Source organism: Chachezhania antarctica (assembly GCF_003646465.1).
In the GTDB taxonomy this organism is placed as follows: domain Bacteria; phylum Pseudomonadota; class Alphaproteobacteria; order Rhodobacterales; family Rhodobacteraceae; genus Chachezhania; species Chachezhania antarctica.
The window spans coordinates 217,525-229,796 of sequence record NZ_QZEX01000001.1; the positions used below are offsets into that span (position 1 = coordinate 217,525).

The 12,272-nt window shown below is 65.5% G+C and carries 12 protein-coding genes and 1 tRNA gene; 7 read left to right on the forward strand and 6 right to left on the reverse strand.

Going from position 1 to position 12,272, the window contains the following annotated elements:
- Positions 1 to 272 precede the first annotated feature (272 nt).
- The 3 genes from ahcY to D4754_RS01075 all read left to right on the forward strand — a co-directional run bounded on the left by ahcY (position 273) and on the right by D4754_RS01075 (position 3,320).
- The gene (gene ahcY, locus D4754_RS01065) at positions 273 to 1,667 is read left to right on the forward strand and encodes an adenosylhomocysteinase (protein ID WP_121060772.1); all 1,395 of its coding nucleotides are present in this window, start codon (positions 273 to 275) and stop codon (positions 1,665 to 1,667) included.
- Between the two features lie 160 nt (positions 1,668 to 1,827).
- Positions 1,828 to 2,625 carry a hypothetical protein gene (locus tag D4754_RS01070; protein WP_121060774.1) on the forward strand — a complete coding sequence of 266 codons (798 nt, stop codon included), beginning with the start codon at positions 1,828 to 1,830 and terminating at the stop codon, positions 2,623 to 2,625.
- A gap of 353 nt (positions 2,626 to 2,978) precedes the next feature.
- Positions 2,979 to 3,320 (forward strand): DUF2853 family protein, encoded by a 342-nt coding sequence (locus tag D4754_RS01075; protein WP_121060776.1) that lies wholly within the window; start codon positions 2,979 to 2,981, stop codon positions 3,318 to 3,320.
- A 226-nt stretch (positions 3,321 to 3,546) separates the two neighbouring features.
- Here the strand turns inward: D4754_RS01075 and D4754_RS01080 are convergent, their stop codons facing one another.
- The 4 genes from D4754_RS01080 to tsaD all read right to left on the reverse strand — a co-directional run bounded on the left by D4754_RS01080 (position 3,547) and on the right by tsaD (position 6,548).
- Positions 3,547 to 3,942 carry a DUF1761 domain-containing protein gene (locus D4754_RS01080; protein ID WP_121061565.1) on the reverse strand — a complete coding sequence of 132 codons (396 nt, stop codon included), beginning with the start codon at positions 3,940 to 3,942 and terminating at the stop codon, positions 3,547 to 3,549.
- A gap of 36 nt (positions 3,943 to 3,978) precedes the next feature.
- Positions 3,979 to 4,401: an EVE domain-containing protein gene (locus tag D4754_RS01085; RefSeq protein WP_121060778.1), complete on the reverse strand. Its 423-nt coding sequence runs from the start codon at positions 4,399 to 4,401 to the stop codon at positions 3,979 to 3,981.
- Positions 4,402 to 4,464: 63 nt separating this feature from the next.
- Complete coding sequence (locus D4754_RS01090) at positions 4,465 to 5,436, reverse strand: NAD(P)H-dependent glycerol-3-phosphate dehydrogenase (protein WP_121060780.1); 972 nt, start codon at positions 5,434 to 5,436, stop codon at positions 4,465 to 4,467.
- Positions 5,433 to 6,548: a tRNA (adenosine(37)-N6)-threonylcarbamoyltransferase complex transferase subunit TsaD gene (gene tsaD / locus D4754_RS01095; protein WP_121060782.1), complete on the reverse strand. Its 1,116-nt coding sequence runs from the start codon at positions 6,546 to 6,548 to the stop codon at positions 5,433 to 5,435. The genes D4754_RS01090 and tsaD overlap by 4 nt, the downstream gene beginning before the upstream one ends.
- 81 nt (positions 6,549 to 6,629) lie before the next feature.
- Between tsaD and D4754_RS01100 the strand changes: the two genes are divergently transcribed.
- The 4 genes from D4754_RS01100 to D4754_RS01115 all read left to right on the forward strand — a co-directional run bounded on the left by D4754_RS01100 (position 6,630) and on the right by D4754_RS01115 (position 10,766).
- Positions 6,630 to 7,367 (forward strand): uroporphyrinogen-III synthase, encoded by a 738-nt coding sequence (locus D4754_RS01100; RefSeq protein WP_121060783.1) that lies wholly within the window; start codon positions 6,630 to 6,632, stop codon positions 7,365 to 7,367.
- Between the two features lie 50 nt (positions 7,368 to 7,417).
- Complete coding sequence (locus D4754_RS01105; protein WP_121060785.1) at positions 7,418 to 9,007, forward strand: hypothetical protein; 1,590 nt, start codon at positions 7,418 to 7,420, stop codon at positions 9,005 to 9,007.
- Positions 9,008 to 9,020: 13 nt separating this feature from the next.
- A complete protein-coding gene (locus tag D4754_RS01110; protein WP_121060787.1) occupies positions 9,021 to 10,592 on the forward strand; it encodes a heme biosynthesis protein HemY in 1,572 nt (523 codons plus the stop codon).
- Between the two features lie 98 nt (positions 10,593 to 10,690).
- Positions 10,691 to 10,766 (forward strand) — tRNA-Thr (locus D4754_RS01115).
- Between the two features lie 253 nt (positions 10,767 to 11,019).
- On the opposite strand, the gene D4754_RS01120 is transcribed toward D4754_RS01115, so the two are convergent.
- A complete protein-coding gene (locus D4754_RS01120; RefSeq protein ID WP_121060789.1) occupies positions 11,020 to 11,343 on the reverse strand; it encodes a hypothetical protein in 324 nt (107 codons plus the stop codon).
- Between the two features lie 19 nt (positions 11,344 to 11,362).
- Positions 11,363 to 12,268 (reverse strand): META domain-containing protein, encoded by a 906-nt coding sequence (locus D4754_RS01125; RefSeq protein WP_205589558.1) that lies wholly within the window; start codon positions 12,266 to 12,268, stop codon positions 11,363 to 11,365.
- Positions 12,269 to 12,272 lie beyond the last annotated feature (4 nt).

Below are 12,272 nucleotides of genomic sequence, written 5' to 3' on the forward strand. Positions count from 1 at the left end.
GCGAATCGATCAAGCAAATTGGCATTTTGACATGGTCCGGACGCCTTTTTTGCGTCGAGGCCTGCGACTCGTCCATCCGCGACGCGGTCTCGGGCGCCGCGCATTGTGCAACTGCAGAAAAACCGAACGCGATGCGGACGCGGAACGCCCGGCGCCCTCCCGCAGGGCGGGAATTGTCATTTCGCTTACACTGTCTCCTTGTGGCGCGTTGCCAGTCTTCCTGCAGGCTGGTAAGCCCGCCGGGACCGTAGCTGAGAGGACCAAAACCCGTCATGACCGAAGATTACATCGTCAAGGACATCGCCCTGGCCGAATATGGCCGCAAAGAGCTGGACATCGCGGAAACCGAAATGCCCGGCCTGATGGCCCTTCGGGAAGAGTACGGAGCAGCCAAGCCGCTTGCCGGCGCACGGATCGCAGGCTCCCTGCACATGACGATCCAGACCGCCGTTCTGATCGAGACCCTGGTGGCGCTTGGCGCCGACGTCCGCTGGGCCTCGTGCAACATTTTCTCCACCCAGGACCATGCAGCCGCAGCAATCGCCAAGTCCGGCGTGCCCGTCTTCGCCGTGAAGGGCGAAACCCTGCCCGAGTACTGGGACTATTGTGACAAGATCTTCAATTTCCCGGACGGCACCTGCAACATGATCCTCGACGATGGCGGGGACGCGACGCTGTACATCCTCATGGGTGCACGCGTTGAAGAAGGGGAAACCGACCTGATCGAAACGCCCACCTCGGAAGAGGAAGAGGCGCTGTTCGCCCAGATCAAGAAGCGCATGGCCGAGACCCCGGGCTGGTTCGTCAAGCAGCGCGACGCCATCCAGGGCGTGACCGAAGAAACCACGACCGGCGTGCATCGCCTGTACCAGATGATGGAGAAAGGCCACCTGCCCTTCCCCGCCATCAACGTGAACGACAGCGTCACCAAGTCGAAGTTCGACAACAAGTACGGCTGCAAGGAATCGCTGGTCGACGGCATCCGCCGCGCCACCGACACCATGATGGCCGGCAAGGTCGCCGTCGTCTGCGGCTATGGCGATGTGGGCAAGGGCTCTGCCGCGTCGCTGTCGGGTGCGGGTGCACGTGTTGTCGTGACCGAAGCCGACCCGATCTGCGCGCTTCAGGCGGCAATGGACGGCTTCCAGGTCGCGACGCTGGAAGACATGCTGCCACTGGCCGATATCTTCATCACCACGACCGGCAACAAGGACGTGATCCGTATCGAGCACATGCGCGAGATGAAGGACATGGCCATCGTCGGCAACATCGGCCACTTCGACAACGAAATTCAGGTCGCGAACCTGAAGAACCACAAGTGGACGAACATCAAGGAACAGGTGGACATGATCGAGATGCCTTCGGGCAATCGCATGATCCTGCTGTCCGAAGGCCGTCTGCTGAACCTCGGCAACGCGACCGGGCACCCGTCCTTCGTGATGTCGGCGTCCTTCACCAACCAGGTTCTGGCGCAGATCGAACTGTTCACCAAGGGTGACCAGTACAAGAACGAAGTCTACGTTCTGCCCAAGCATCTGGACGAGAAAGTCGCGCGCCTGCATCTCGACAAGATCGGCGTGAAACTGACGACGCTCACCGACGAACAGGCGGCCTATATCGGCGTCAGCCCGGACGGCCCATTCAAGCCGGATCACTACCGCTACTGATATACACGGGGGCCGGCGCCTGTCGCGCCGGCCCCCCGCGCTTTCGGGGCCCATGCCCCGCCTCAGGCGGCAAACCGCGCATCGCCGGAATGCCCATGGGAACAAATCGGCCTCTCGCTCGCTTGTCTATGCAATCAGCAATAGCGCGTAGGAGGCTACAATGCTTATCAAGAAAATCGCCACTGGCACCGCCATCGCCGCACTGCTCTCGACCACCGCTCTGGCCGGGACCGCCGTCAAGAAAGACGCCGAGATCGAGGCAGACGCATCGACCAGCACCCAGATGGAATCCACGGATACCGTCGGTGAAAACCTGAACGAAGCCGGCGAAAGCCTGGAAAACGCGGCCGAGTCTACCCTCGACGCGGCCGGGAACGCAGCTTCCAGCGCCGGAACCGCACTGGAAAACACGGCGGAAGACGCGGCTCAGGCCATCGACAACACGGCTGATGATGCGGCCCGCGCCGCCGATAATACCGCCGAAGACGTGGAACGCGCTGCCGAAAATACCGCCGATGACATGGAAGACGCGGCCGATGAACCCGCAGTGACAACCGCCGCTCCGGTCGATCCGGCAGTCGCGGACGACACGCGCTTTACCAGCGTTGACCAGATGACGGTTGGCGACGTGGTCGGCATGATCGCGTACAGCCCGGAAGAAGAGCGTATCGGCGAGATCGACTATGTTGTCGTCGAAAACGGCGAACCGGCGGCCGTGATCGGCATCGGCGGTTTCCTTGGCTTGGCCGAATACACCGTGGCCCTGCCGATGAACGAATTCGAACTGTCGGAAGACGGCACGTTCTTCACGGTTGGCGCCACGGCCGAAGCCCTGAAGGAACGTCCCGAGTTCGACGAGACCGGTGTCGAAGGTCTGCCCCACGACACGTCCATGGCTGACGTGACGTCGATGGACGCAGCCCCGTCGGATGCAACGGCCCCGCTCAGCGGCTCGTAACTTCCCCGCGTTCACACGCCCCCGAGCCCCAGGCTCGATCAGCCCGCGCCGTCCCCCCGGCGTGGGCTCTTCTGTAACTGTTTCCCGGTTTGCAGCCCGATCTTTCGTCCGGCCAGCCCGTCAAACCGGCCGAAGGTAAAAGAGTCCAGACGGCCCTCCCGTCCGCCTAAAGCCAAGGTTCCCCCGACATCGCTCCTCTTCCGACGCGCGGTAGGGTGCGTGGTCTCCACGCACCTTCACCGGAACGGCCATACCGCCCGGCGATGTGGCCAAACGGGCTTGGAAACTTTTGGTTGTGCGATCGCCACATCCGTCTACCGTTGAGGGCACTGTCAGGTAGGGAGGACAGAAAGATGAGCAAACGCGACGATCTGATTGCGCAATATGCCGACGATCTGAAGACGAAATGCGGCGTTCAGCCGGACATGGAGCTTCTGAAGAAGGTGACCATCGGCTGCGGCCCGGCGATCTATGATGCCGACGCCTGCACCGTCGCCTCGAGCCAGCCGAAAGAGCTGGAGACGGTCAAGAAGAACTTCCTGATCAAGAAGCTGGGCTTGCCGGACGGGCCCGAACTCGACACCGGTTTGCAAAAGGCGATCGAAACCTACGGCATGTCAGAGCGCCACAAGCACCGCGCGGTGCTGTATTACCTGCTGACGAAGCACTTCGGCAGGGAAGCCGTCTACGCCTGAACCGGCCCGGACACGAACAATTCAAGGCAAATCCTCCGGACACGAAGATTGTCCGGGGGAACAACTCAGGCTAGAAGAAGGAAGAGGCCAGAACGGCCAGGACTTTTCGAATACCTGACGTGGTGTGCCATGGGCACCTCGGGGTGAGCGGGAGGATCCTGAGCTTTCCTTGCTTCTGGATCCTCCCATTCCCGCATGTCGCGACCCTTCGGTCCGGTCAATCTTTTCAGAACAGCGCCAGCACCAGCCCCATCAGGCCACAGGCCAGCGTGGCATAGCCGCCGTCGATCAGCGTCAGGCGGACAGGGCGCATGGAATACAGGTTGTTCAGCGCGATCCAGGGCGAGATGAAGAACAGCCCGATTCCGAGACCCGCCAGAACGCCCGTTCCAATCGTGACGATCCCCGCCGTCGCGAAGATGTGGCGCATCATCCCTGCCACCAGAAGTTGAAGGATGAAGGCGGTGATGAAGATGCCCGGCCCGGCGCCGCCCTCGGGCCGGCCATCGGAATCGACCTTGATCCCGGTATCCGCCATCCAAGGCTTCGACAGCGCCATGTACCACACCGCGCCCAGTGCGAAGGCCGCCGCGGTGGCCGCCAGTACATTCAGACTCTCGATCAGCAATTCCTGTCCCCCTTTCGCAGCGGACGCAGGTCAGTCCGGATCGGTATTGCCCAACGCGCAGACCGCTTTCCATTCCGCCTCGGTCACCGGCTGCACGGACAGGCGGGAGTTCTTCACCAGCACCATGTCGGAAAGCCGGTCGTCCGCCTTGATCATGTCCAGCGTGACGGGTTTTGCAAAGGGTCTGACGGCCCGGATATCGACGCATTCCCACCTTTCGTCATCGGTGGTGCTGTCGGGATGGGCTTCTGCCGACACCTCGACCACGCCGACAACGGCCTTCTCCTTCTGCGAATGGTAGAAGAAGCCCCGGTCGCCCGCATTCATGTCCCGCATGAAGTTGCGGGCCTGGTAATTGCGCACGCCGTCCCATTCCTCTCCCGCGGCCCCCTTGGCCACCTGGTCGTCCCAGCTCCACGTCGACGGTTCGGATTTGAAAAGCCAGTAGGCCATCGGCAATACTCCCTGCGCATGTGGGAACATCATGCCACAGCCAGCCGTTCAGGCAATGGCGTGTCAGTCCAGTTCGTCCTTCAACGGCCGGGCCAGCAGCGCCTCTATCGCGCCGGACACGGTCAGGTCCCCGTCCAGCAGAGCCACCACGGCCCGCGTGATCGGCATGTCCAGCCCTTGGCGCGCGGCCTCGTCCGCCACGGCACGGGCGGTGGCGGCGCCTTCGACGGTCTGGCCCGCGTCGAAGTCTTCGCCCTGCCCCAGCGACAGGCCCATACGATAGTTCCGCGATTGCGCCGACGTGCAGGTCAGCGCCAGATCGCCAAAGCCCGACAGCCCCGCCAGCGTTTCCGGCTGGGCGTCGCGCGGTTCGGCAAGGCGTTGCATCTCGGCATAGCCACGGGTCATCAGAGCCGCCCGCGCACTTTCCCCAAGCCCTGCACCTATGGCGGCACCGCAGGCGATGGCGATGACGTTCTTCATAGCCCCGCCGATTTCGGCACCCGCCACGTCTTCCGTCCGGTAGAGCCGCAGGGCGAAGGTGCTCAGCCGCTCCTGCAACGCCGCGCCGGCATCCGGGTCGCCACAGGCAAGCGTCAGGGCGGTGGGCAACCCCTTTGCGATATCCGCCGCGAAGGACGGGCCGGTCAGCAACGCAGGAACGGCGGTCGGCACGGCTTCGGCAATGACCGAGGACGGGCCAAGACCCGTTGTCAGCTCGATCCCCTTGCAGCAGGCGACCAAAGCACGGCCGGCCAGGTCGGGCGCGTTGGCCGTCAGAACCGCGCGCAGTTTCTGCATCGGGACGGCTAGCAGCACCGGCCCGTCGTAAAGCGCATCCCCGACCGATCCGCAGACTGTGATCGCGTCGGGCAGCGCCGCATCGGGCAGGCGTTTCGCGTTATGGCGGGTGGCCTGCATCTCGGCCGCCTGATCGGCGTCCCGCGCCCACATCCGCACCGGGCCGTTTTCGGCCAGCGCGATGGCCAGCGCCGTGCCAAAGGCGCCTGCGCCCAGAACCGTCACCGTGGTCATGCCTTGGCCCCCTTGCGCCCGCTGCCCAGCATCGCCTGCGCGCCCGCATCCAGCGGCCAGCGTGGGCGGGCGGACAGGTCCATCCCGTCGGTATGACCCAGCCGGAACCGCTCGATCCCGGCATAGGCGATCATTGCCGCATTGTCGGTACACAGCCGCAGGGGCGGCGCGAGGAAGGCCGCGCCCGCGGCTTCAGCAACCGTCTCCAGCGCCCCGCGGATCGCCTGGTTGGCAGCGACACCACCGGCAACGGCGATCAGGGGGACGGGGGGCGCGGTTTCGGAGATGTAGATCCCCAGTGCCCGCGCCGTCTTGGCCGCCAGAACGTCGGCCACCGCGGCCTGGAAACCGGCACACAGATCGGCGCGGTCGGTGCGGGTCAGCCCGCCCTTTTCCTCGACCACCCTGTCGCGCATCCGCAGCAGCGCCGTCTTCAGGCCGGAGAAGGACATGTTGCAATCGTGACGGTCCAGAAGCGGGCGCGGGAACCGGAACCGCTTCGGATCGCCCGCCTTCGCCTCCGCCTCGACCGCCGGGCCGCCGGGTTGGGTCAGCCCCAGGAGGCGCGCCACCTTGTCGAAGGCCTCTCCCGGCGCGTCGTCGATCGTGCCGCCCAGACGGCGGAAACTTTCCGGGCCCTCGACGATCAGGAACTGGCAATGCCCGCCGGAGACGAGCAGCATCAGGTAGGGAAACTCGGCCCCGTCCGTCAGCCGGGGGGTCAGCGCGTGACCCGCAAGGTGGTTCACGCCCACCAGCGGCAGGCCCGTGGCCAAGGCGATCCCCTTGGCGCACATCACGCCCGACATGACGCCGCCGATCAGCCCCGGCCCGGCCGTAACGGCAATGGCATCGAGCACGCGAAAGGCCTCCGGCGCCCTGCCCAGCCCGGCCTCGGCCAAGGCGGCGGCAACGCAGACGTCCAGCTTTTCCGCATGGGCGCGGGCCGCCAGTTCTGGCACCACCCCGCCAAAGGGCGCATGAAGGTCGGACTGGCCATGAACGACCGAGGACAGGATTTCCGCCCGCCCCCCCGGACGCTGCCGCACGATCGCCGCGGCGGTGTCGTCGCAGCTGCTTTCCAGCCCCAGTAGCGTCAGCTCCTGCGCCATGGCGCGCGGTACTCCAAGATTGCGTGTCCGTGCAGGGCAGGTAACACTCTGCCCAAACCGAAACAATCGCCGCGATACCACATGACCGACCGTCCCGTGCTGCTTCTGACCAGACCCGAGCCCGCAGCAAGGCGGTTCGCGGCGATGCTGTCGCCGCAGGTTCTTGCCGCAACAGAGCTCTGCATCTCGCCCCTGATGGAGGTCTGCATCACCGGTGACGCGTTCGAACCGGGCGGGGCGCGGGGGTTCATCTTCACGTCGGCCAATGGCGTGGTGGCCGCATCGGTGCTGACGGCTGACCGGACATTGCCCTGCTATTGCGTGGGCAAGGCCACGACCCGCGCGGCGGAGGAGGCCGGCTGGCCCGCCCGACAGCGCGGCGAAGACGCCGAAAGCCTGATTTCCGGCCTGCTGCAACACCGCCCCATGCCGCCGCTTTTGCATCTGCGCGGCGAACATGCCCACGGATTCATCGCAAAACGGCTGACGGACAATGGTCTGAAAACCCGCGAGGCCGTGGTCTATGACCAGCGCCCCCGCCCACTGACCGTCCGTGCCACCGAAGCCATGGCCGGTGCGCTTGCGGTGATCGCGCCGCTGTTTTCACCGCGTTCCGCCCAGCTTTTCATGGAAGCGGGCGCCATCCGGGCCCCTTTGCATGTTGTCGCGATGAGCCCGGCGGTGGCCGACGTCGTCCACAGATTGCAGCCCCGCAGCCTGACAATTGCCGATCAGCCGAACGCGGATGCGATGGCACAAGCGATTGAAAATGTCGCGGCACAGGTGTGCCGCCTTGAGAGGGGGGGAGGCGGGGGTTAAGCTGCGATGCGGAAATCGGTGTACCGGTTCAAGAATCAAGGGAGTGGGACGTGGCCAAGAACAAGTCTTCAGACAAGTCGACCATGTCGCCTGCGGACAAGTCCGCGAAAGAAGATCTGACCGACGATGCGGTCGCGCCCTCCCAGGATGAAGCGGCAACGTCATCCGATGGACGGGACGCCGACAGCGATGCCAGCCCGGAAACGGATCGCGACGCGCCGCCGGCCGAACTGGACGAACAGCCCGAAGGCCGCATGCCTGAACCCGACGCGGCCGAGGAACCCCGGCCCGAAAGCGCCCTGACCCCGGCCGATCCGGACCAGGCGACCGAAGCCTCGCTGGACGAGGACGCGACCTCAGCCACCGGTCAGGAAGGCGGCACCGATACCGACCCGACCGAACCCGCGGATACCGCGCTGGCCTCGGAAGAGGCGGAGCCCGAGGCCTCTGCCGGTGACATGCGGGAACCCGGGCCCGCGGATACCGCTGTACATACTGCGGCAGATACCCCTCCTCCCCCGCCTGCGGCCGAAAAGGTCGTGGTGGAAAAGCGTGGTGGCTTCTTCCCCCTGGTTCTGGGTGGCGTGATCGCTGCCGCGATCGGCTTTGCCGCCGGGTCGACAGGGCTTCTGAACTCCGTGCTGCCATCCTCGGTACAGGACGAACGCGACAGCGCCGCGGCGCAGACATCCAGCGAACTGGCGGCGCTGAAATCTGAAACCGAACAGCAGGCGAAAGACCTTGAAGCACTGAAGGCACAGCTGGCCGAAAGCCCTGCCCCTGCGGACAGCCCCGACGTGGACGCGCTGAAAAGCACCACCGATACGCTTTCGACCAAGCTCGCCGCGCTGGAAAAGTCGGTCGCGGACCTGACATCGCAGACCGGGCCGCTGGCCGACCGCGTCACGCGGATCGAACAGAACCCGTCGGGCGATGCGGCAACGCAGGCCGCGACCGAGTCCTTCAAGGCGGAACTGGCCAAGCTGTCCGAGGCGATCCAGACGCAGAAGGCGACGCTCGACAAGCAGATCGCCGAACAGGAAACCCAGATGAAGTCCTTCGCCGCCGACCAGGATCAGAAGATCCAGGCTCTGGTCGCCGAAGCGAAAGCCGCCGAAGCCAAGGCGCAGGAGCTTGAGGCCGCCGCAAGTGCCGCCGCCCAGCGATCCGAGATGCGCGCCGTGGTGGCCGATATCGGGATCGCCCTGAACGACGGTTCCCCCTATGCCGACCTTGTCGCCAAGCTGACAGCGGGCGATGTCGACGTGCCCGATGCGCTGGCCACCCCGGCAGATGGCGGCGTGCCCACGCTTTCAAGCCTGCGCGACAGCTTCCCGCAGACCGCGCGCGATGCGCTCGCGGCCGTCCGCCAGGGCGAAAGCGGCGGGCTGCAGGCGTTCCTGGACCGCCAGCTGCAGGTGCGTACGATCGAACCGAAGGAGGGCAACAGCGCCGATGCCATCCTGTCCCGCGCGCAGGCCGCGATTTCGGCCGGAGAACTTGAGAAAGCCGTGACGCTTGTCGGCTCGCTCTCCGAACCGGCCAAGTCGGCCGTGCAATCATGGGAGACCGCGGCGCAGACCCGGCTCGCAGCCGTGCAGGCGAATGCGTCGCTGGCGCAAAGCCTGAACTCCAACTGAAGGATCCGCATTCATGCTGTGGTCACTGATCAAGGTCGTCGTCTTCCTCGCCATCGTTGCGGGGCTGGCGCTTGGTGCGGAATATCTGATGGACAGCCAGGGCGGGGTGCAGATCACCGCCGCCGGCGCAGAATACACGCTGCAACCTTTGCAGGCGGTGATCGCGCTTCTGGTGCTGTGTCTTGCGATCTGGCTGCTGACGAAGGTCGTATCGCTGATCTTCGCGGTCCTGTCCTTCCTTGCGGGCGACGAAACCGCGATCACGCGCTTTTTCGACCGTGGCCGCGAACGCCGCGGTTTCAAGGCGTTGACCGAAGCGATGGTGGCCCTTGCGGGCGGCGAATCCCGCGAGGCGATGAAGAAAGCCTCGAAAGCCGAAAAGCTGCTGCAACGGCCCGAACTGACGGGGCTTTTGCGCGCGCAGGCGGCTGAAGCGACGGGGGATACCGCCAAGGCCTCCGCCGCCTACAAGGAGCTGATTTCCTACGATCAGACCCGCTTCGTCGGCGTCCGCGGTATCCTGCGGCAGAAGATGTCGGCCGGTGAGAACGACACCGCGCTGCAACTGGCCGAAAAGGCCCTGACGCTCCGCCCCCGCAATGCCGAAGTACAGGACACGTTGCTGAAGCTTCAGGCCAACGCCGAAGACTGGGCCGGCGCGCGCTCCACCCTGTCGGCCAAGCTGAAATCGGGGAATATTCCGCGCGATGTCTATGCCCGCCGTACCGCCGTTCTGGCGCTGGGACAGGCGCGCACCGGCATGGGGCTGGAAACCACCGCCGCCGAACGCGACCAGGCGATCGAGGCGAACCGCCTGTCGCCCGAACTGGTGCCCGCGGCGGCCGCCGCGGCACGCGCCCACCTCGCCAAAAGCAACAAGCGCGCCGCCGGACGGGTGATCCGCAAGGCGTGGGACGCGCAGCCCCACACCGACCTTGCCGCCGCCTTCGCCGAGATCGAGCCTGACGAGACGCCGCAGGCCCGTATCAAGCGGTTCAGCGCGCTGGCCCGGATGAAGCCCGACCATCCGGAAACCCGGCGGATCATGTCCGAACTGCATCTTGCCGCCGAAGATTTCCCCGGCGCACGCAAGGCGCTTGGGCCGCTGGCCGACGACGCCCCGGATGCACGCTTCTGCACGCTGATGGCCGCCATCGAACGCGGTCAGGGCGCTCCGGACAATGTGGTCAACGGCTGGCTGACCCGCGCGATCACGGCGCCCCGCGGTCCGCAATGGGTATGCGACAACTGCCAGCACGTTCACGGCGACTGGCGCCCGATCTGCGAACAGTGCGAAGGCTTCGACACGCTTACCTGGCGGTCGCCGCCGGTGCCCGTGATCTCGTCCACCACGGCTGCGTACCTTTTGCCGCTGATCGTGGGCAAGGGCGACGTGGTGGCGGGCGACGATACACTCCCCGTCCCCGCCTATTCCGCCGCCAGCGACGACATCCACGAGGCCGAACCGGTCGACGAAACGCCGGCCACAACCCCGGACGACCCGCCGGAAAACGCGGACATGGCCGAGACGCCCGAGCCCGCGACCGAAGGCACCGAAGACGCGGACCGCCGTACGTCAAAATAGGGGTTTCCAGCAATTCGGGGCGGTGCTAAAGGACCGCTCCACCGGGGTCTTCAAAGGTTCCACCCTCCGCATGGGCCGAATCCCGGCCACCGGAGAACGCCGCAGTAGCTCAGCTGGTAGAGCACATCATTCGTAATGATGGGGTCGGGGGTTCGAGTCCCTTCTGCGGCACCACTTCCACATCCAGACATGACCGAGGACTTCCGGAAGACCTCTTTTCATATAGGTTTTGGCCTCCTTGTGCCTGGCTCCGTCCGATGGAGTGCGGAACACCCGCGCAATGCCCCGGAACGACCCGAAGAGTCCCGGATTTTGAGCGCTGTACCTGGACAATCTGGCGCATGACGTAACGGTTCGCGGGCAAGGAGAAGCTCCTTTCCCTGGGCGCCTGTCTGGCGGTGTCTCTGCAATCCGCTCGAAACGCGCCCTAACCGAACACAGCCACCCCTTCGGACCATACGCGCAAAGCGGCGGCCGTCAGGCAGCCCGTGCCCAGGATGAAGGCCCCTGCGGACGAGATGCCTTCGACCAGAAGCAGCCGTCCGATTTCGGGGCTGTCGGTGTACCGGCGGCGAAGCGCATCCACGACACGCGCGCGCCACGCCAGAAAGGCCGCGATGGCGGCGAACACCCCCGCCATCGTGAAATTGACGTGCACGAGGCTGGCGTCGAACAGGAACGGCCCCGTCGCCGTGACAGCCGCAAGGGCCAGCCACGACAGGGCCGCGAGGTATCCGAGCCATCGTGTCATCGCGGCCGTCCGCCCGGTGCTATTCGGCGACGAAGGCCGACAGCGGCACATCGACCACGTGCGCGGCGGCGGTCACGCGGACGGTTTCGCCCATGTCCTGGGCTTCGGTCACACGTTCGCTGACCCCGGCCGATGCTGTGAAGGTATTCTCTCTGTAGTCCAGCAGAAGGCGGTCGTTGTCCGGGAAATACACGAGGATCGCGCCGGTGCCGTCGCCTTCACGGGCCACGCCGTAATCGCATTTCTCGGGCTCGGACGCGCCCGCGGGCCGGCAATCCAGCCGTCCGATCTGGTCGAACAGCTCGGCCCCGGCGCGGCGCGCGGCGGTGGCCGGTGCAAGGTATTCGGCGGCGGCCCAGCCTTCGGTGCCGGAGTCGTCGGTGTACTTGATCTGGCACCATGTCCGGTCGGTCCGGTCCTCGCAGCCAAGGTTGCGCATCACCTGCCCCAGGGACGCATGGGACACGACACCCGACTGGGTGGTTGCCTCTCTGCGGATGTTCAGCGTCGCATCCACGCCCGACACGATGACAAAGGCCGCATCCGCAACGTCGGGCTCTGCCGGGACAAGCGTCGCCGTGACACCATTGCCGGCCAGCGTCAGCCCCTGCGTGAACGGATCGTGCTGCAGCGCGACGGTCCCGCTCAGCAGCTCAACGATCAATGTCTCCTGCACGACGACATCCGAGTTGATGCAGGCCATGCGCGTCGTGGCGATCCCGCCATCGATGACAAGCGTTCCGTCTTCGGCCCGGGCCGACCCGGTGAACCGGTTGCAGCCGGTGCTGCCCGATATCCGGCCGTCATCGGTGAACTGGAGGCTGGGCGCGCCGGTCGTGGGGGACCCGTCGATCTCGGCGATCTGCCAGTCGGACGCCATGGCAGAACTGGCGGTCAGGGCGAAGGCCGCAGCAAGGATACGCATCTTG